The sequence below is a fragment of the Variovorax soli genome (assembly GCF_031454625.1).
GTDB lineage: Bacteria > Pseudomonadota > Gammaproteobacteria > Burkholderiales > Burkholderiaceae_C > Variovorax > Variovorax soli_A.
In genome coordinates this window covers 166,049-184,701 of the sequence record NZ_JAVDRF010000004.1, presented here as the reverse complement: position 1 = coordinate 184,701, position 18,653 = coordinate 166,049, and the positions used below count along the sequence as shown (strand labels likewise).

The 18,653-nt window shown below is 67.1% G+C and carries 17 protein-coding genes; 6 read left to right on the top strand and 11 right to left on the bottom strand.

The window, feature by feature from the left end; genetic code table 11:
- Positions 1–5: 5 nt before the first annotated feature.
- From J2739_RS10920 to J2739_RS10895, 6 genes are all read right to left on the bottom strand, one after another.
- Positions 6–551, bottom strand: a complete 546-nt coding sequence (locus tag J2739_RS10920) for an NADPH-dependent FMN reductase (protein ID WP_309901413.1) — start codon at positions 549–551, stop codon at positions 6–8.
- Positions 552–591: 40 nt separating this feature from the next.
- On the bottom strand, positions 592–1,884 hold the full coding sequence (gene eno / locus J2739_RS10915) for a phosphopyruvate hydratase (RefSeq protein WP_309901411.1): 1,293 nt from the start codon (positions 1,882–1,884) through the stop codon (positions 592–594).
- Positions 1,885–1,949: 65 nt separating this feature from the next.
- A complete protein-coding gene (locus J2739_RS10910; protein ID WP_309901409.1) occupies positions 1,950–2,531 on the bottom strand; it encodes a cupin domain-containing protein in 582 nt (193 codons plus the stop codon).
- Entirely contained in the window at positions 2,521–3,228 is a 708-nt protein-coding gene (locus tag J2739_RS10905; RefSeq protein ID WP_309901407.1) for an ABC transporter ATP-binding protein, read from the bottom strand. Before J2739_RS10905 ends, J2739_RS10910 begins: the two co-directional genes overlap by 11 nt.
- On the bottom strand, positions 3,218–4,993 hold the full coding sequence (locus tag J2739_RS10900; protein ID WP_309901405.1) for a branched-chain amino acid ABC transporter ATP-binding protein/permease: 1,776 nt from the start codon (positions 4,991–4,993) through the stop codon (positions 3,218–3,220). Before J2739_RS10900 ends, J2739_RS10905 begins: the two co-directional genes overlap by 11 nt.
- Complete coding sequence (locus J2739_RS10895) at positions 4,984–5,832, bottom strand: branched-chain amino acid ABC transporter permease (RefSeq protein WP_309901403.1); 849 nt, start codon at positions 5,830–5,832, stop codon at positions 4,984–4,986. Before J2739_RS10895 ends, J2739_RS10900 begins: the two co-directional genes overlap by 10 nt.
- 245 nt (positions 5,833–6,077) lie before the next feature.
- On the opposite strand from J2739_RS10895, the gene J2739_RS10890 reads away from it, so the two are divergent.
- Positions 6,078–6,866 carry a fumarylacetoacetate hydrolase family protein gene (locus J2739_RS10890; RefSeq protein WP_309901401.1) on the top strand — a complete coding sequence of 263 codons (789 nt, stop codon included), beginning with the start codon at positions 6,078–6,080 and terminating at the stop codon, positions 6,864–6,866.
- A gap of 120 nt (positions 6,867–6,986) precedes the next feature.
- On the opposite strand, the gene J2739_RS10885 is transcribed toward J2739_RS10890, so the two are convergent.
- Complete coding sequence (locus J2739_RS10885) at positions 6,987–8,288, bottom strand: porin (RefSeq protein WP_309901399.1); 1,302 nt, start codon at positions 8,286–8,288, stop codon at positions 6,987–6,989.
- A gap of 522 nt (positions 8,289–8,810) precedes the next feature.
- Complete coding sequence (locus J2739_RS10880; protein WP_309901397.1) at positions 8,811–10,364, bottom strand: winged helix-turn-helix domain-containing protein; 1,554 nt, start codon at positions 10,362–10,364, stop codon at positions 8,811–8,813.
- Between the two features lie 126 nt (positions 10,365–10,490).
- Between J2739_RS10880 and J2739_RS10875 the strand changes: the two genes are divergently transcribed.
- Positions 10,491–10,964 (top strand): cupin domain-containing protein, encoded by a 474-nt coding sequence (locus J2739_RS10875; protein ID WP_309901395.1) that lies wholly within the window; start codon positions 10,491–10,493, stop codon positions 10,962–10,964.
- Positions 10,965–11,046: 82 nt separating this feature from the next.
- Here J2739_RS10875 and J2739_RS10870 read toward each other — a convergent pair whose 3' ends face one another.
- The 3 genes from J2739_RS10870 to J2739_RS10860 all read right to left on the bottom strand — a co-directional run bounded on the left by J2739_RS10870 (position 11,047) and on the right by J2739_RS10860 (position 13,228).
- The gene (locus J2739_RS10870) at positions 11,047–11,187 is read right to left on the bottom strand and encodes a hypothetical protein (RefSeq protein WP_309901393.1); all 141 of its coding nucleotides are present in this window, start codon (positions 11,185–11,187) and stop codon (positions 11,047–11,049) included.
- 98 nt (positions 11,188–11,285) lie between these two features.
- Positions 11,286–12,524, bottom strand: a complete 1,239-nt coding sequence (locus J2739_RS10865) for a DUF4382 domain-containing protein (protein WP_309901391.1) — start codon at positions 12,522–12,524, stop codon at positions 11,286–11,288.
- A gap of 209 nt (positions 12,525–12,733) precedes the next feature.
- Complete coding sequence (locus tag J2739_RS10860; protein WP_309901389.1) at positions 12,734–13,228, bottom strand: AAC(3)-I family aminoglycoside N-acetyltransferase; 495 nt, start codon at positions 13,226–13,228, stop codon at positions 12,734–12,736.
- A gap of 193 nt (positions 13,229–13,421) precedes the next feature.
- Between J2739_RS10860 and J2739_RS10855 the strand changes: the two genes are divergently transcribed.
- The 4 genes from J2739_RS10855 (at position 13,422) to J2739_RS10840 (ending at position 18,579) form a co-directional block, all read left to right on the top strand.
- Positions 13,422–13,670, top strand: coding sequence for a hypothetical protein (locus J2739_RS10855; RefSeq protein WP_309901387.1), 249 nt, complete (start codon positions 13,422–13,424; stop codon positions 13,668–13,670).
- A 121-nt stretch (positions 13,671–13,791) separates the two neighbouring features.
- The gene (locus J2739_RS10850) at positions 13,792–14,265 is read left to right on the top strand and encodes a putative immunity protein (RefSeq protein ID WP_309901385.1); all 474 of its coding nucleotides are present in this window, start codon (positions 13,792–13,794) and stop codon (positions 14,263–14,265) included.
- 202 nt (positions 14,266–14,467) lie between these two features.
- Complete coding sequence (locus J2739_RS10845) at positions 14,468–15,550, top strand: TRAP transporter substrate-binding protein (RefSeq protein WP_309901384.1); 1,083 nt, start codon at positions 14,468–14,470, stop codon at positions 15,548–15,550.
- Positions 15,547–18,579: a bifunctional diguanylate cyclase/phosphodiesterase gene (locus tag J2739_RS10840; RefSeq protein ID WP_309901382.1), complete on the top strand. Its 3,033-nt coding sequence runs from the start codon at positions 15,547–15,549 to the stop codon at positions 18,577–18,579. The genes J2739_RS10845 and J2739_RS10840 overlap by 4 nt, the downstream gene beginning before the upstream one ends.
- The last annotated feature ends 74 nt before the right edge of the window (positions 18,580–18,653 follow it).

Below are 18,653 nucleotides of genomic sequence, written 5' to 3'. Positions count from 1 at the left end.
GGTGACTAGGGCCGCAGTTCCGCGACCAGCGCGGCGATGGCGCCGAGGGCGAACTGGACATTGGACTCGTCCACCAGCCGACCTTCCTTGATCTTCTCGTGGACACCGGCGACCACCACCGGCGGATGGACCACCACGCGCGACAGCGTGCTGGCGAGGGTCTCGCGCAGTTGCGCGTGGGCGCGGGCGCCGCCGGTGAAGGCCGGCGAGCTGCTGATGATCAGCACATGCTTGCCCTTGAGCGGCGAGGCGTTCGCCGGGCGCGAGGCCCAGTCCAGCGCGTTCTTCAGCACCCCGGAGGTGCCGGCGTTGTATTCGGGCGAGCACAGGACGATGCCGTCCGCCGCCTGCAGTGCCTGCTTGAAGACGGCCACCGGGGCCGGCAGCTCCGGCGACTCGAGGTCGGGGTTGTAGAGCGGCAACTCGGCCAATGGCAGCAGCGAGAGCGCCACATCCGCCGCCAGGCGCTCCTGCAGCGTCTGCAGAATGGCCGTGTTGTGGGAGTTCCGGCGCAGGCTGCCGGAGATGCCCGCCAGTCGAACTTTCTTCATGTCGTGATCCTCTTGCGATGGAAGCGGTGCCGCTTCGATGTCAGCGCGCGCGCCGGAACGGCAGCGCATCCCAGCCCCAGAAGCCGGCCTCGCTGCCCAGCGATTCCTCGATGCGCAGCACTTCGTTCCACTTCGCCATCCGCTCGGAGCGCGAGAACGAGCCCACCTTGAGCTGGCCCGCGTTCCAGCCGACGGCCAGATGGGCGATCGTCACGTCCTCGGTCTCGCCCGAGCGGGCCGAGACGATGGTGCCGAAGCCGGCCGCCTTGCCGGTCACGAGCGCCGCGTGGGCCTCGCTCAAGGTGCCGGCCTGGTTGGGCTTGACGAGCACCGCGTTGACGCTGCCCGCCTCGGCCGCCGCGCGCACCCGGCCGGCGTTGGTCACGAGGAAGTCGTCGCCGATGACCTGGCAGCGCGCGCCGTGCGCCTCGCAGAAGCGCCGGAAGCCGGATGGGTCGTCCTCGGCCAGCGGGTCCTCGATGGAGAGGATCGGGTAGCGCTCGAGCCAGCCGCCGAGCATCTCGATCATGCCGTCGGAGTCCAGGCTGCGGCCCTCGAGTGCGAGCTCGTAGCGGCCGTTGCGGCCGAACTCGGAGGCCGCGATGTCCAGCGAGATGCCGACCTCTTCGCCCGGCCGCAGCCCTGCATCGAGGATGGCCTGCATCAGCGTGTCCAGCGCCTGCTCGTTGGAGGAGAACGCAGGCCAGTAGCCGCCTTCGTCGGCCACGCCCTGCAGCGTCCCCGCCTTCTTGAGCAGCGCGCCGGCCGCGAGGTAGACCTCCGCGGTCCACTCGAGCGCCTGCGTGAAGGAGCGCGCCGCCGGGCACATGATCATGAAGTCCTGCACGTCGACACGTCGCGCCGCATGCGCCCCGCCGCCGAAGATCTGGATCTCCGGCAGCGGCATGCGAACCTTGCGCTCGCCCGCGAGTTCGCGCCACAGGGGCCGGTCATGGGCCGCGGCGCGCGCATGCAGCAGGGCCATCGAGGTTGCGACCATCGCGTTGCCGCCGAGCCGGCTGCGCTCGCGGGTGCCGTCCAGCGCGATGAGGCGATCGTCGAGCGCCTGCTGGTCAGCGATGTCCCAGCCCGCCAGCGCGGTCGAGATCTCCTCGTTGATGGCGGCGCAGGCTCGGCCGACGTCCATGCCGGCGAAACGCGTGCCGCCGTCGCGCAGGTCGAGCGCCTCGCCCGTCCCCGTCGAGGCGCCGGCCGGCGCGATGGCGCGGCCGCGCACGCCGCTCCTGAGCCGTACTTCCGCCTCCACCGTCGGGCGGCCGCGCGAGTCCCACACGCGGCGGCCGCGTACCTGTTCGATTCTGTTGTCGCTCATGCGCTTTTCCATGTGTGCTGTTGGTGCTGCTGTTGCTATTGCTGTTGCTGTTGCCGTTGCTGCGCTCATCGGCTCGCGCCGCCGGTCTGCGCGCCGATCAGCACGAAGGCGAGCGTCGCGGGCCGCGCGCTCCTGTTGCGCCAGGCGTGCCGGGTCCCGTTCTGGATCACGACCTCGTGCCGGCGCAGCAGCGTCGAGGCCCCGTCGTCGAGTTCCAGCCAGATCTCGCCGTCGAGCACGATGGCGTAGTCGACCGTCGGCGTGGCGTGCATGCCGTCCGGCTCGAAGCGCTCGGCCAGGCCCGGGCTCACCGCCAGGTTCTCGCGCGCCGCGGCTTCGGCATCGAAGTCCGCCGCGCCGAAGACGGCGTCCGGCGGAAAGGTCGCCACGATGAATCGCGTCTCGCCGGGGCCCGGCACGAAGCTCGTTGTCGCGGGCGTGGGGTCGACGCCGTCGAAAGGCAGCGTCGCAACCGGCCCGGTCGCCCAGACCAGGCGCGAGACCATGCCGGGGATGTGCTTGAAGACGTCGGTCCTCGGCGTCGTCGATTGCATGGCGATGCGGCTCGCGCCTCCCTGCCCGTGGCCGGTCACGACGCGGTGAAGGGCGACGGGGACGCCATCGCGCTGAGTGAGGTCAGACGCCAAGATAGGCCTCCTTGATCTGCGGGTTGCCGAGCAAGGCCTCCGGCCTGCCCGAGGTGACGATGCGGCCGTGCTCGATCACATAGGCATGGTGCGCGATGCCCAGTGCCTGGTGGATGTTCTGCTCGACCAGCATCACGGCGACGCCGCGCTCGTTGATGCGGCGGATGATCCCGAACATGTCCGCGACGATGCGCGGCGACAGCCCGAGCGAAGGCTCGTCCATCAGCAGCAGCCGGGGCCGCGCCATCAATGCGCGGCCGATCGCGACCATCTGCTGCTGCCCGCCGGACATCGAGCCGGCGATCTGTGAGCGGCGCTCCCTGAGCACCGGCAGCAGCGAGAACACCTCCTCCATGGTCTCGCGCGTCGCCGCACGTGCACCGGCGCGATAGGCACCGAGCTCCAGGTTGTCATGCACCGACATGTGCGTGAACAGGCGACGCCCCTCCGGCACGATCGCGATGCCGTGCTCGCACACGCGATGTCCGGCGAGGGCACCGACATCCACGCCGTCGACCAGGATCTCGCCCCGGCTCGGCCGCAGGACCCCGGCGATGACATTGATCAGCGTGCTCTTGCCGGCGCCGTTGGGCCCGATGACCGAGACGATCTGGCCGGCATCGATGGCGAGGGCGGCGTCCCATAACGCCGGCGCGTCGCCGTAGCAGACATCGACGTGGCGCAGTTCAAGCAGCATGGGCCACTCCCAGATAGACGTCGACGACCTCGGGCATGCGCATGGTCTCCTGCGGCGCGCCGAGCGCGAGCAGCCGGCCCTGGTCGAGCACCGCGACGCGGTCCGCCAGCGCGACCACCGCGCGCATCACGTGCTCGACGAAGACGATGGTCGTGCCGCCGGCACGGATCTTCCGGATGAGGTCGACCGCCTGGTCGACCTCCGAGGGCGTCAGGCCGCACAGCACCTCGTCGAGCAGCAGCAGCTTGGGGCGCGCGGCCAGGGCGCGGGCGAACTCGACGAACTTGCGCTCATGCAGGTTCAGCGCCGCGGGCAGCTGCTGCGCCTTGTCGGCGAGGCCGGTGAAGGCCAGCCAGTGGCGCGCGAGGGCGTCCGGATCCTCCAGGGGCTGGTCACCCTCGCCGCCGAAGACGGCGCAGAGGCGGACGTTCTCGAACACGCTCAGGTGCTCGAACAGGCGGGGAATCTGGTAGGTGCGCGCGACGCCCTTGCGCGCCACCTCGTGCGGCTCGAGCAAGGAGATGCGCTCGCCGTCGAGCTCGATGCTGCCGGACGACAGCGGGAAGTGCCCGCTGATCATGTTGATCAGCGTCGACTTGCCCGAGCCGTTGGGCCCGACCAGCGCGAGGATCTCGCCGCGCCGTACTTGCAGATCGACGCCCGCCAGCGCCTGGAGGCCGCCGAAGCGCTTGGTCACGCCGCGGCATTCGAGCAGCGGGCCGTCGCCGGCGGCAGCGGGCCTGCCGGAGGCCGGGCGAGCGGCGGCCAGCGTCAGGGCAGCAGGTCTCGCGGGCCTGGCGGGCCTGGCCTGGGCCTCCTCCTTGCGAAAGCGCGCCAGCAGTCGGGGCGTGATGCCCTGCGGCAGCACGAGGATCACGACGATCAAGGCGAGCGCCACGCCGGCGCGGCCGAGCTCGGCATGGTTGCCTCCGACGAACAGGCTCAGCGCGACCGTGATGAGCGTCGCGCCCACCGCCGGCCCGGCCCAGTGGCGCGCACCGCCGAGGATGCTCATCAGCACCACGTACAGCGGTACCGTGATGGAGAAGGTGTCGCCCACCGTGACGTAGCCGACGTAGGCCGCCTGGATCGCTCCGGCCGCGCCCGCGATGGCGCCCGAGATCGCGAAGGCGGCGAGCTTGTAGCGCAAGGTGGGCACGCCCTTGACCTCGGCCACGTCCTCGTCGTCGTGGATCGCGAGCAGGCCCGCGCCGAGCCTGGAGCGCAGCACCTGGCGCGAGACCGCGAGCGCGCCGACCGCCAGCAGCAGCCCGAGCAGGTAGATCGCACCCGGCACCGAGGTGCCGAACGTCGGCAGCGGCACCTGGCTCATGTAGACCCCGCCGCCGCCATCGATCGGCGTGTTCGACACGATGGCCGCCACCACGTAGGTGACGGACAGGGTGAGCAGCGCGAAGAACTCGCCGCGCAGGGACTTCAGCCGAAACACGACCAGCCCGATGGCGCCGGCCAGCGCCGCCGAGACGCCCGCCGCAAGCGGGATCGTCAGCAGGAAGGGCAACCCGGCCTTGGCCGCCAAGCCGGCCGCGGTGTAGACGCCGGCACCGAAGAAGGCGGCGTGCCCGAAGCTCCAGTAGCCGGCATAGCCGCTCAGCACGCCCCAGCTCGTCGCCAGCGCGGCCCAGAAGAAGACGATGTAGAGGTACGACAGGTAGAAGTCCGGCGCGCCGGTGTAGGGCAGCGCGAACAGCACGGCAAGGACGGCGGCGGTCGCCAGCCTGAATGACCTGGAACTCACAACCATCTCGGCCTCCACAGCAGCAGCGCGATCAGGATGGAGAAGGCCACCAGCGGCGCCCAGGCCGGGTTCACCAGCGCCATGGTCACCGACTCCGAGATGCCAACCAGCATGCCGGCGCCCAGCGCGCCCGGCGCGTTGGCCAGGCCGCCGATGATCACGACGGCGAACACGACGCCGATCCAGGATTCGATCTGCGAGGGCGCCAGGGTCGAGGTCAGCGCGATGAACACGCCGGCCACGCCGGCCGAGGCCGAGCACAGGCCCGCGAGCCCATACGACAGCCGCTTGGCATGGATGCCGAAGGCCGCGGCGATCGGGCCGTCGTGGGCCGCGGCGCGCAGCGCCCGCCCGATCAGCGTGCGGTGCAGGCAGAGCCACGCCGTGCCCGCCAGCAGCGCCGCGCACAGGAAGGCGGTCAGCTCCAGCACCGGCACGAAGATCGGCCCCAACTGGATCGACGCTTGCGCATAGGGCGTGTCGAACTTGCGGAAGTCCGCGGACCAGATCCACTGGATCAGAGACTCGATCAGCACGGTGACGCCGAAGGTCACCAGCATCGACGAGAACTCCGTCACCTTGAAGCGCACGAAGACCGCGTGCAGCGCCAGGCCGACCGCGAAGAACGCGGGCGCGATCAGCAGCAGCGCGGCCCAGGGCGGCATCGCGAATTGCGTGCCGAGCTGGTAGGTCAGGTAGGCGCCGAGAAAGGCCAGCGCGAAGTGGCTGAGGTTGACGAACCTGAGCAGGCCCCAGCTCAGGCTCAGGCCCATGGCCAGCAGGCCGTAGATCCCGCCGAGCAGAAGGCCACCCAGGGCAGATTGGGCCAGCAGTGCGAAGCTCACAGGAGCGCTCCTGCGAAGCCGGCCGGGCGCGGGGCACGCGACGGCGCTTTTCCGAGCGGCGGCCGACCCGGCCACCGGGCGATGCAATGCATGTTCATTTGTCTCCTTGTGCTATCGTTAGCATATTCTGCATCGAGGATTTCCGCCGTGTCAACATCCTTTTTGAAGACGATCAATTTGTTCATCGTGCCGTCTCTGCGCATGCCAGAATGCGAACGTTGGCACATTTTCAGGAGAAACTTCGCATGAACCAACTGAGGGTGGCGCGTTACGCGCTGGACGAGGCCGTTCACTACGGCCTGGTGGAAGACGACGTGATCAAGCGGGTCCGCGGCCTGCCTTGGGAAGGCCTGGAGGAGACCGGGCATCGCGATCCGATGAACAGGGTGAAGCTGCTGGCGCCGGTGCCGCAGCCGCGCATCTTCGGACTGGGCTACAACTACAAGGCGCACTCGCTGGAATCGAACAAGGCGGTGCCGGAGATTCCCGTGCTCTTCATGAAGCCGAGCACCTCGGCGATCGGCCCGGACGACGCGATCGTCTATCCGGCCGATGGCGAGAACGTGCATTTCGAAGGCGAGTTGACCGTCGTCATCGGCAAGCGCGCGAGGCACGTGCCCGAGGCGCACGCGCTCGACCACGTGTTCGGCTACACCGTCGGCAACGACGTCAGCGACCGGGTGCTGCAGCGGCGCGAGAGCAGCTTCGGCTGCCTGCTGGCCGGGAAGGGCTACGACACCTTCGCGCCGATCGGCCCCTTCATCGCCACCGGGCTCGATCCTGCCGGGCAGCGCATCATCACGCGCGTCAACGGCACCGTGCGGCAGGACGGCCACAGCCGAGACCTCGTGTTCCCGGTGCCCTACCTGATCGCCTATCTCAGCAAGTACATGACGCTGCTGCCGGGGGACCTCATCATGACGGGCACGCCGGCCGGCGTCGGGCCGCTGGCCATCGGCGACACCGTGGAAGTCGAGATCCCGGGGATCGGCGTGCTGCGCAACCCCGTGATCGCGGAAGCGCAAGCGCGCTGACATCGTCCCGGGCCGGGCCGGTGGCGCCCGGCCGCGCCCAGCGCAGCAGCGGGCGCGCTGCGCTGCGATGCGGACCGCCATGAAGCAGGTGCGGTCGCGGTCGGTCTTTGAACCCGGGGTTCAGAACGCGTGGCGGATGCCGAAGTCGTAGCCCGTGGCCGAGCGCGGCGCGAAGCCGCTGCTGGTGCCGGTCGACAGGTAGGCCGGGCTGCCGCCGGTGGTCGCCCCCATCACGGCCGGGTTGTTCTGGCCATTGCGGATGCGGATGCGCGCCAGCGTCGCATAGAGGGCAGTGCGCTTGCTCAGGTTGTGCACGTAGCCGAGGGCGAGCTTCCCGGCCGAGGCGTCCCGGTTGGGGGCGAACAGGCCCGGCGGCTGCAGACCGGGATCGTCCTTGAACTTCACGCGCGAATAAGCCGCGCGGAGCAGGCCGACGCCGACGGGCACGCTCACCCCCAGCAGAGCGCCGTCGTACTTGTCGGAGGTCTCGAACGAGACGCGGCCGAAAGTGCCGACCGGCACGGTGGTGCCGGCCTCGTCCCTGACGCGCGACAGTTCGCCGAACAGCTTGAGCACGCCGAAGTCGTAGGAGGCGCCCAGGTTGGTGGTCGCGATCTTGCGCTCGGCGCTGCTGGCGAAGAGTCCGGCCGCGGTGGTGGTGGTCGCATCCTGCGCGGTGCTGTCGCCATAGGCGAGCGCCACGTCCAGCGGGCCGTTGCCGTAGCCGAAGCGCCCGCCGATGTAGCGCCCACGCCGGCTGGGGCTGCCCGACACGTCAGTGGACTTCGTGTTCTCGTGCAGGGCGTATTGCACCTGTCCATAGAAGCCGCCCAGGTTCGGCGGCAGGAAGTAGCCGATCGCGTTGCTCGTGCGGACATAGCTGTCGGTGCCGCCCGAGAGGCCGCCGTTCAGGGTGCCGCCCGAGGCGGCGATCGCCAGGTTACTGTTGATCGATGAGATCAGGTTGGTGCCGACGCCGGTCGCGCCCATCGGATCGAACACCGTGTCGCTCCAGAAGCTGGGCGTGAAGTCGCGGCCGAGGCGGAGCTCGCCGAATCCGCCGGACAGGCTCACCGTGGAACGGCGGCCGAAGGTGGAGAGCCCGGCCGCGCCGCTGTCGTTGAAGAGCGGCGACTCGAGCCAGAAGCTGGCGGCCAGGCCACCGCCCAGGTCCTCCGTGCCGCGGAAGCCGAGGCGGCTGTTGTTGTAGCCCGAGTTCGACAGCGCCGTCTGGCTGCGCTTCACCGTGTCCGGCTGGCCGGCCGGCGGGAAGGCGGGCAGCAGGCTGGTGCTGTAGAAGCTGCTCTTGGCCGAATAGCCGCTGACGGCGGCATCCACCACGCCGAACAGCGTGACGGAGGACTGGGCGCAAGCGCTGCCGGCCGCGGCGAGGGCCGCCATGGCCACCAAAGATTTCCTCATTGCATGTCTCCTGGTTTGTTGAAAGGAGGCCCTCCGCGCGAGGCGTCCGGGAAGGCCCATCTGGCTGACGCACGAATCCACGGCGGCCGCGCCAAGCGGGTCGCCGCGAAAGACAAAGCCCGGGGAGTCGGGCGGATATTTAGGCTAACGTTAGCCTTGATGACCTAAGGCAAAGCGCCTGTTCGCTCGCGCATTACAACGGGAGGATGAAGGTGTCCCAATACCGTGAGGGGCAGAGAATCCGCATCTTTCTTGTCTCCTAGTGCTAACGTTTGCGCAATTCTCGGCAAATTGAGCACGCCCTGTCAAGCGGAGCTTTCGTTGGTCATCAAGTCGCGGATGGACGCTGCCGGCTTCGGCATCGCCGTGCCCGGGACGGGTCGTCACGCCAGGTCCGAAATACTTTCTTCGGCGCCTTTAACCAGTCAGGTTGAGGACGCGAGATGGGCCATTCCGGAAGCGAGCGCTCCACCGAGTTGAAGTCGGTGGCTGTTCATCCGGATTGATTTCATCGAAGCACGGCTACTCCGGCAACCCGGCAGCGCGAAGCGCATCGCCAAGAGATGCTGCAAGCGCGGGAGCACAGTCGACGCCCAGGAACTGGCGACCATAACGAAACGCAGGGTGCAGTTCCAGGACCCTTGCGGCGGCCGCCTTGGCCTCTTCCAGCCGCCCGAGTCTGGCGAGCGCTGCCGTCAACTGGACATAGGTGATGCTATGTGCCGGGTTGGCCTGAACGGACCTGTAGGCCGCACGGGCAGCTTCTTCATAACGGCCGCAGTGGAAATGACTCAATGCCTGCGCGTCGAACGCTGCCCAAGCCCAGGAATCGAACGGGCTGAGGCGCAGCCCCCGGTCGCTCCACTCGATCGCGCGCTCGGCTTCGCCGCCCCACGCGAGAATGACACTGCCGAGAATGTAGGTCAGTGCAGATGACGGACTGATGGCGAGTGCAGCTTCCAGTGCCGTGAATGCCGCGCCACGATCGTGCCCGTCCATGCCGATGGAAAATCCGGCCCAGGTCAGGGCCAGCGCGTCGTCCTGCCCATGGAGGATCGCCAATCGCGCGTGGCGGATCGAAGCGGCACGGTCGGCCTCCTGCAGGCCGGCGCGAAGGAACAGGCAGTGGTGGCACATCGCGGCATTGCCGTGCGCGAGCGCATAAGAAGGCTCGAGTGCAATCGCACGTTCAAGGAGCGCCAGCGCTCTCGTGACCTGCTCCGGCATTCCCGAATCGACGTCGGGCTGGGCCCGCAGGACCAGGTCATAGGCGTCGAGGCTGTCGGGGCGTTTGCGGTTCACCCTGTTGATCTCGGCGCGCCGCAGCCTCGGCACGATGGCACCGACGACGGACAGAGCAATTTCATCCTGAAGGGCGAAGATGTCGTCCGACCTGCGGTCATAGCGTTCGGCCCACACATGCGCCCCGGTCGCAGCGTCGACCAGTTGGGCGGCGATGCGCACGCGATCATCGGCCTTGCGCACACTGCCTTGAAGCACGTAGCGCACGCCGAGTTCGCGACCGACCTGCTTCACCTCGACCCTTCGACCTTTGTAGGTGAATGTCGAGTTGCGCGCGATGACAAACAACCAGTTGATGCGCGACAAGCCGGTGATGATGTCATCGACGATCCCGTCGATGAAGTAGTCCTGGTCGGTGTCACCGCTCAGATTCGAGAACGACAGGACCGCAACCGAGGGCTTGTCAGGCAAGGCCAGCACCGGGGGGGTCAAAACCTCTGGCGTCGGATCCGGATGCGCCACGGTGACTGCCGGTCCGACGTAGCGATAGCCCCGGCGCGGCAGGGTTTCGATCCAGTCCGCGCCTTGCGCCACTTCATCGAACACCCGCCGCACGGCGGCAATCTGGACCGTCAAGTTGCTGTCCTCGATGACCAGCCCAGGCCATGCGCCCTCGATCAAGGCTTCCTTGGAGATCGGCGCGCCCGCACGTCCCGTGAGCAAGACAAGGAGCGCGACGGCGCGCCGGCCGAGCGGCGTCGGCTCGGCGCCATGGAACAGGAGTCCTGCATCGGCGTCGAGACGGAACGGGCCAAACTCGAGGATCGTCGCCATCGCTCGACAGGATACGCTTGGCAAATGTTTCGCAAGTATTTCGGAAGGGATTCAGGACTTGCCGGCGACGCAGGTCGAACATCCAGGCACTGCTTCATGGAACAAGCAGCAACCATGGAGGCTCACATGAACGCCACACCCGTCATTCGCATGCCTGCCGAGCTTGCCGGGAACGAGGAAGTCACGCTGGCGGGCCATCCGATGGTCTTCCTCGTGACGGGGAAAGATGCGAAACACACCAGCATGTTCGATTGGACGATCCCGCCAGGGTTTGCCACCGGGCTCCACGTGCACCGCGTGCAGGAAGAGAGCTTCTACCTGCTTGAAGGCGAGTGCGAATGGCTGGTCGGCGATCAGGCGGTGCGAGCCACGCCGGGAGCCTATCTGTTCGTGCCTCCAGGGGTGCCGCACAACATCACCAACGTCAGTGCCAAATCGGCGCGCGTGCTCATGACCGTCTCGCCACCCGGACACGAGCACTACTTCAGAAAGCTTGCCGAGCTGGGCGCGCAGGGCCGCCACGGGGATGTGAAAGCCGTTGGCGAATTGCGAGCGCGCTACGACACCGATCAGCTGTCGGCGTTGACGGCAGGTTCGTAGGCCGGACGAGCAGCAGGATGCCCCTCACCGGGGGGCATCGCCGGAGCTGGGGCCTCCCAAGTCGACGTGTCCGAAGCGGCGATCAGCAGTTGCCTTTTTTGGCTTGTCCGGGCGGGCAAAAGCCATTGCCCGGACCGCCTTGCGGTGCCGGCTGCGGGACGTAGGCAACACAACCGGCGAGGATTGATGCGATAAGGGCCAGGGTGATCGAGAACTTTTTCATCGTGCTATTGAAATTGGAAATTGACGCGCCTCCACAGGCCCACGCAGTCGATTGCAGCCACGGATTTCTCCTCGCGGCCCCTTGCAGCCTCTGCTCGATCAGAACGAGAAGTTCTGGTCGACCAGGTCCCCGCTGGTCACGTCGACCTGCCGCGTGCCGACGGTCCCCGTGGTGCTGGTGGCCTGGATGCTGTACTTGCCCGCGGCAGCGCTGTCCGCTGTCAACGGAATCGGCAGCGTCGCCTGGTAGGTGCCCACGACCGGTGGGCCAGCCGGCAGCGCGGGCTGCGTGCTGAAGAACGCATAGGCGCCGCTGTCGATGTTGGCCGCCACGGCGGCGATCTCGAAGGTGCGGCTGCCGCTCTGCTGCAAGGCACGCAAGGTGGCCTGCGCACTGGCGGGCGCAACCACGCCGGAAACCTTGCGCACCGCCGAGGTCGGCAACGAGATCGGGTGGTCGCTGGTGGCCAGGGCAGTGCCGCTGCCGGCCGTGACCGGCACATCGCGGATGATGCCGGTGACGCGTCCGTTGGCAGCGGTGGGCACGATCACCACGTCCACGGGGCCCGCCGTGCTGCTCTGCTCGATGGGCGACAGGTTGAAGCTCCCGCTCGTGTCGGCCACCGTGCCCTTGACCACGACGCCGTTGCGCTCGGCGAAGACCAGGGCGCCCGGCGCGCCGGCGAGCACACCGGTCACGTTGCCGCTGACCGCCGTGGGCAGCGCGGTCACCACCGGCTTGAGGCCGTAGCTGCCATTGCCGCGCGTCACGATCGACTTGCACGCGTCGAAGTCCAGCACCAAATCGGTCAAGCTGTCGGCTGCGACGGTGAAGGGACGGATGATCTTGATGCCGGACTGCACCGCGCTCGGCGTGTCGAGCGCCAGCTCGGCGGCGCCGGTGGGCACCACGGAATTGGCGAGCTGGTTGTTCGCCGTGTTGGCGGAGAGCACCAGCCGGATCTGCTGGTAGGTGCCGGCGGGCAGAGGCGTCTCGCCGAGCGTCGTGATCACGCCGTTGGTCAAGGACAAGAGATCGATGCGCCGAGGCGAGCTCAGGGTGATGTCGGACCATCCGCTGCCGCCGGTGTCCACATCGGCATTGCCATGGACGCGCACCTTTTCGACGGTGACGTACACGTGGTCGAAGCCGCAGGCGGGCGCGTCGGTCATCGCGACGCGCAGGTTGCCCGTCGAGCTGGCCGTTCCGCTCGACGCGCCGGTCGGAACGAAGCCGCCGCCTCCGCCGCCACCGCCTCCGCAGGCGGCGAGCGCCACCGCCGACCCCAGGGCCAGGGCCCGAAGTGAATGACTCAGTGAGAGCTCGAGTTTGTGCATGGGAATGAGCGTTGGTGCATTGCGATCGACGGGTTGCAAATGTGATGAATTCACATTTCGCGGCAACGGATCGTACAAGCGGGAAATTTCGGCCGCAAGCCAAACGATGGTGTTATCTGCGCCGCCGCTCCCGGTGCCCCTGCGCTGGCCGTCAAGGGCGGGCGTGACGGCACGCAGCGCATGCATCCGACAACACCGCTAAGGGGCGTTCAGGACCCACGCGGCTGCCCCGGCTCCACGGGTATGTCGAAATGCAGCACGTCTTCGCGCACCCCGAGCTTGGCATACAGCGCGATGGCTGGTTTGTCCGGAGGGTCCGCCTGCACAAAGATCACATAGACCCCGCGTTCCGAGCCGATCCGCTGAAGCTCGCGGATAAGGGCCGTCGCGATCCCTTTGCGCCTGTGCGTCGCTGCCACCGCCAGGTCGTAGATGTAGATCTCGCTGCGCTCCTGCTCGAACTTCTTCAGTTCGTACGCTGCGAAGCCGCCGATGACCTGCGATCCCTCGAATGCCGCCAGCGCCAAGAAGTAGTCGCTGGCGAGCAACTGCCGCAGGTAGGAAGGCCGTGGCCGTTGGGCGCGATAGGTCTGCTCATCGTCGAAAGCCTCTCCGAAAACGGAGAGCAGGGCGTCCATCTGCGACAGGTCATCACCGCAGAGGCGCCGGATCGGGTACTGGGTCGGCTGGTAGCTCTTGCTCATCAAATCGCCTTGCGAGTCGTGACGACAGGTTCGACTTTAGTCCCCATGACCTTCGTGCCGAGTGATGCCGCCCGACAGGCTCGGCCAGTCTGTAGGCCGGCGCTGATTGCGCGGGACTCGGCATGGCCCAATCATTCCCATGCGGAGCGCCAGTTGGGCGCGATTCACGCTTTCCCAGTTCGGAGACGCCACCATGAGCCTGCTGACTGTCGATCTCTACCAGAGCGCCACCAACCCTGAGAAATTCCTGGCGCTCCCCAGCGGCACCGATCCAGCCGCCCTCACCGGGCCCATGGTGTTCGATCAGGACTACGGGGAAGTGGTCCGGTACCAGGAGGGATTCCAGTTTGATCCGGAACAAGCCTATGCCGGCGTCGACGCTGCCAAGATTGCCGCTGACATCCTGACGGTCAAATGGTCGATGTATCGCCGGCCGCGCTAGCCTACCCATTGAATGGCTCGCTACCCGGCGCGGGAATGGCAGACGGGATTCAGTTGTTGGCGAAGCACGACGCCGCATGCCGGGGCGTCCAAGCGGCGCGGAGTCACGGAGAGCACGCACGATGACAGATCCACTGTCTTCCGCCCTGAAGGCCTGCGAATCACGGTCGGCGCAGCCTGAAGCGCTGAGATTCGCCTTTGCCTGCGAGTGCGTGGAACGAGTCCGTCATCTGCTCGAGGACGAGGCTGTCGTTCGTTGCCTCGACACCCTGGTCGACTACCTGGCAGGGCAGGCAGATCGACACGCGCTCGATCGAGCCGCCCTGGAAGCCGCCGCCTTGGCCAGCCAGCACCAAGGCTCCCGTTCATTGGATGGCGTGGGTCACGCCGCCGTGTCGGCAAGCTATGCCGTGGCAAACGCCTTGGCCGGCCGGGCTGTTCAAGCTGCAGACTACGCAGCCTACGCCCTTGTCTATGGTGACGGGGGCTACGGCGCCGTGTGCGATCCGGAGTCGTTTGGCCCTGAGAAGTCCTGGCAGCTCTCCAGGCTGGAACATCTGGCGAACGCCCTCGAGGATCCAGGAGGCATGCGCTGAGGACGCCGATTCGCGAAAGCCCAGGTGCTACCGGCTCGATGCGCGCTGACGAGCGAAAGCCGCATGCATCGTCAGTACTGCGCCGCGATAGAACAACAGAAGAGCCGTTCAGGCGGTGTAGCGACGTGGACTTCTGCAAAAAAAGCACACTGCAGGGCGAGAACGCCGCTCGCGCGCGCTTCATTTGCACCATGATTTCGCCATGGACGCTTGCAATGGCTCTCCCTCCGGGCGCCGCATTCTTTTGGCTTACACCGCTGCGCTCGCGCTGTGGGTGTCGACTGCGACCGCGATCGCGCAGTCCGTGCCTGAACAACGCCTTCGCATCGTCGGCGGTTTGGCCAGCGTGAGCCAGTACACCTTGCACGAGGAGCGATTCTGGAGCCAGGAGCTGACCCGCCTGAGCGGCGGCAAGTACAGCGCCAGCATTGTTCCCTTCGACCAGGCCGGGGTTCCAGGGCCGGAGATGCTCAACCTCATGACCTTGGGCGTGGTCCCGTTCGGCACTGCGCTCCTGAGCCAGATCTCCAACGAACATCCCGAGCTGGTGGCCCCGGACCTGGCGGGCCTGAACCCCGACATGGCCTCCTTGCGGCGCGTGGTTGCAGCGTTCCGTCCTTATCTGGAGAAGACCTTGCGCGAGCGCCATAACGTGGAACTGCTCGCGATTTATGTCTATCCGGCACAGGTCGTCTTCTGCAAGCAACCGTTGAAGTACCTGTCCGACCTTGCCGGTCGCCGCATCCGGGTCTCCGGCGCGGCGCAGGCAGACTTCGTGCGGGCGCTCAACGGCACGCCGGTCTTCACCGAGTTCGCGGAGCTCATGTCCAACATGCGTGCAGGCAACACGGAGTGCGCGATCACCGGCGCGATGTCGGGCAACACCCTGGGCCTGCACCGCGTCACAAGCTCGATCTACACCATGCCCATCAACTGGGGGATCGCGGTGTTCGGTGCGAACAAGGAGGCCTGGAACGCGCTGCCGGCGGAACTGAAGACCCTGCTGAGAAGCGAACTCCCGAAACTCGAGAAGGCCGTGTGGGCAGAGTCGGAGCGCGAGACCAGTGAAGGCGTCGCGTGCAACACGGGTGCCGCCGCCTGCACCCGCGACAGGAAGGGCGCGATGGTCGAGGCGAGCCCTTCCGCAGAAGACCAGAAACGCGGACGGGAAATCTTCGCGACGAAGGTCCTGCCCGGATGGTTGAAGCGCTGCGGGTCCTCTTGCGCGCAGGTGTGGGGCCAGACCCTCGGCCCCGCCACGGGCATCAAGGCTGCAGCACAGTGAAGAAGCGCCTGCCCCGCCGCACCACCGCATTCATCTACGGTGTGGCAGCGCTGTTCCTGTTGGCTGTCCTGGCGAGTGCCACCCTCATGACGTGGGAGATTCGGAACAAGGCGATCACCGACAGCGAGAACCTCGCGATGCGGTTCGTGAGCGGTTCGGAAGCCGCGCTCAATCGCAGCCTGCTCAGCATCGACATGGTGCTCGCAGCCCAGGGCCAGGCACTGCAGTCCTCCAGCGCCGCAACCGTGGCAGCCGACACGATGAGACCCCATGCCTTGCTGCTGCTCGATGCGGTCGTACGCCAGAACCTGTTGGTGCGGCACATCGCTTTCCTGCGTCCGGACGGCACAGTGCTCTCGTCCTCCGACCGGCGGCGGGACCAACTCGCCGTGCAGTTGCCTCCCGAGTTCCTGGACCACGTGGCTGCACAGCCCGTCTCCACGCTGGCCATCAGCACACCGTCCGTCAGCGAGTCGACCTCGCAGAAGGTGCTCTACTTCGCCCGCGCCATACGGCTCTCCGACGGCAGCAGGATCGTGGCAGTCGCCGAAGTGCCGATTCCGCCGCTGACGACGATCCTGACGCAGGGCGCCGACATCAAGGGATTGGAGGTCACGCTGGAACGCGATGCCGGGCCCCTCCTGGCCAGCGTGCCCGCACGCGACGACCTCTCGGGGCATGCCATCCTGCCGGCACTGAGCGAGCAGACCAGCGACGGGCGGGCCATGCGAATGCCCGCGCGCCTGAGCGGCGAGCCGGCCATCGTCGTGGCACGCCCCACCTTGCACCGGAATCTGCTGATCGTCGCGAGCATTCCTCTCGGTTTCGTGCTGGAAGACTGGCGCAAGCAGCGCATGTTCATCCTGGGCGTCGCGCTGAGCTTTGCGCTGATGATCCTGCTGGTCAGCTGCTTCGCCCACCTTCAACTGCGGCGCCAGTGGCGCGCGCGCGCCGAACTGGTCCGCTCCAAGAGGACGTTGGACCAGGCGCTGGAATCCATGGGGGATGGCTTCGTGCTGCTCGATCCGCAGGATCGGGTCGTGACCTGGAACCGTCGCTTCCTGGAGCTCTTTCCCGCGGCCGAAGCCACGATCGCGACGCTCCTGCCTTTCCGGCAGATCCTGGACAAGACGGGTGGGTACCCGGACGTCGAGGGTTTCGAGAATCAGCGCCCTTGGGACTTCGCGGCGCTTGCGCTGCAAAGCCCGATGGAGGGCGAACAGGAATTCGCGCTGCCGAGCGGCCAGGTCATCCTCTGCATCAGGAGCCGCACCCCCGACGGCGGGCGCGTGTGCGTGTACCGCGACGTCACCGAGAAACAGCGGCACACTGCCGCCATCGTCGAAGGCAAGGCGCAGTTGCAGGCGACGCTGGATGCGCTTCCGGACGTGCTGCTCGAAGTAGGCCTGGAAGGGCGCTGCCATCTCTTCCATACACCGCGCGCCGCGCTGTCCTTCATCGACGTCCAAGATCCCATCGGCGCACCGCTGACCCGGCTCCTGCCCCCCGAGGGCGCCGCCGAGGTGACGGCAGCGCTGCATGAAGCCCACGCGCTGGGTTTTTCCAGGGGCCGCCAGTTCGAGCGACGGAACGCGCAGGGGTCGACATGGTTCGAGATCTCGGTGTCGCGCAAGTACCTCGATGACGAGTCCGAGCCGCGCTTTATCGTCATTCTGCGGAACATCACCGACACCAAGCTGGCAGCCCGGGAGATCGAGCACCTGGCGTTCTACGACGTTCTCACGGGCCTTCCCAATCGCCGGCTCCTGTTGCAGCGGCTCAAGGGGGGCGTCGAGGCCAACGCACGGCACGGCCGGCACGGCGCGCTGCTGTTCTTGGATCTGGACAGCTTCAAGGCAGTCAACGACGCACGTGGCCACGACATGGGCAACGTTCTCCTCAAGCATGTGGCGGCGCGGCTCAACGCCAACACGCGCGATGGAGACACGGTCGCCCGGCTCGGCGGCGATGAATTCGTGGTGATGCTGCAAGGACTCGGCGAAGACCCGGCCGTGGCATTGCGGCAGACCGCGGAGCTCGGCGAGGCGATCCTCGCCGAGCTCCACGAACCCTATCTGCTCGGCGCCCAGCCGTACCACGGCACCTGCAGCATGGGTGCCACGCTTTTCGACGGGCAGCAGCATTCGCTCGAGGCGCTTCTGAAGCAGGCGGACATCGCCAAGTACTACGCGAAGAGCGAAGGGGGCAATGCCATGCGCTTCTTCGAGGCGGCGATGCAGGCCACGATCACGGCGCGAGCGACGCTGGAGAGCGAGCTGCGCGCTGCGCTCGCGGGCCATCAGTTCCTGCTGCACTACCAGAGCCAGGTGACATCGGAGGGCCGGATCGTGGGCGCGGAGGTCCTGCTGCGCTGGCAGCACCCGACGCGGGGCCTGGTGCCGCCCTTCGGTTTCATCGACCTGGCGGAAGAGACCGGACTCATCGTGCCTTTGGGCTTCTGGGTCCTGGAGGATGCATGCAAGCAGTTGGAACACTGGGCCCATCATCCAGGCCGGCGAGACCTGGAACTGGCCGTCAACGTGAGCGCGCGGCAGTTCCGGGAAGAAGATTTCGTGCAGCGGGTGCGGGAGGTGCTCGACCGCACCGGGGCCGACCCGACGCGGCTCAAGCTCGAGTTGACCGAAAGCCTGGTGCAGAACAACGTCGCGGCCACGGCCGAGAAGATGAAATCGCTCGCTGCGATGGGCATTCGCTTCTCGATGGACGATTTCGGCACGGGCTACTCGTCGCTTTCCTACATGACGCAGTTGCCGCTGAACCAGATCAAGGTCGACAAGTCCTTTGTTCAAAAGATCGGCGACGATCCCAAGGTCGAGTTGATCATCCAGACGATCATCGGCATGGCGCGCAATCTGGAACTCGAGGTGGTAGCCGAAGGCGTCGAAACGCGCCAACAACTGGCCTTTCTCGAGAAGCATCGCTGCACGCTGTATCAGGGCTATCTCTTCAGCAAGCCGGTGCCGCTGGCGGAATTCGAAGCTCAGCTCGACCCCGAGATCATCGCCTGATTGCACCGCTGCGGATCGCGTTCTGCATCGCTGGTCCTGACGGCTGCTGCGCTCCGGTCACGCGCCGGGCTGCC

What these genes read in the sequence shown, in the direction of transcription:
- J2739_RS10920 (WP_309901413.1), bottom strand. Translation starts at nt 551, where the DNA reads ATGAAGAAAGTTCGACTGGCGGGCATCTCCGGCAGCCTGCGCCGGAAC.
- eno (WP_309901411.1), bottom strand. Translation starts at nt 1,884, where the DNA reads ATGAGCGACAACAGAATCGAACAGGTACGCGGCCGCCGCGTGTGGGAC.
- J2739_RS10905 (WP_309901407.1), bottom strand. Translation starts at nt 3,228, where the DNA reads ATGCTGCTTGAACTGCGCCACGTCGATGTCTGCTACGGCGACGCGCCG.
- J2739_RS10900 (WP_309901405.1), bottom strand. Translation starts at nt 4,993, where the DNA reads ATGGTTGTGAGTTCCAGGTCATTCAGGCTGGCGACCGCCGCCGTCCTT.
- J2739_RS10890 (WP_309901401.1), top strand. Translation starts at nt 6,078, where the DNA reads ATGAACCAACTGAGGGTGGCGCGTTACGCGCTGGACGAGGCCGTTCAC.
- J2739_RS10885 (WP_309901399.1), bottom strand. Translation starts at nt 8,288, where the DNA reads ATGAGGAAATCTTTGGTGGCCATGGCGGCCCTCGCCGCGGCCGGCAGC.
- J2739_RS10880 (WP_309901397.1), bottom strand. Translation starts at nt 10,364, where the DNA reads ATGGCGACGATCCTCGAGTTTGGCCCGTTCCGTCTCGACGCCGATGCA.
- J2739_RS10875 (WP_309901395.1), top strand. Translation starts at nt 10,491, where the DNA reads ATGAACGCCACACCCGTCATTCGCATGCCTGCCGAGCTTGCCGGGAAC.
- J2739_RS10870 (WP_309901393.1), bottom strand. Translation starts at nt 11,187, where the DNA reads ATGAAAAAGTTCTCGATCACCCTGGCCCTTATCGCATCAATCCTCGCC.
- J2739_RS10865 (WP_309901391.1), bottom strand. Translation starts at nt 12,524, where the DNA reads ATGCACAAACTCGAGCTCTCACTGAGTCATTCACTTCGGGCCCTGGCC.
- J2739_RS10860 (WP_309901389.1), bottom strand. Translation starts at nt 13,228, where the DNA reads ATGAGCAAGAGCTACCAGCCGACCCAGTACCCGATCCGGCGCCTCTGC.
- J2739_RS10855 (WP_309901387.1), top strand. Translation starts at nt 13,422, where the DNA reads ATGAGCCTGCTGACTGTCGATCTCTACCAGAGCGCCACCAACCCTGAG.
- J2739_RS10850 (WP_309901385.1), top strand. Translation starts at nt 13,792, where the DNA reads ATGACAGATCCACTGTCTTCCGCCCTGAAGGCCTGCGAATCACGGTCG.
- J2739_RS10845 (WP_309901384.1), top strand. Translation starts at nt 14,468, where the DNA reads ATGGACGCTTGCAATGGCTCTCCCTCCGGGCGCCGCATTCTTTTGGCT.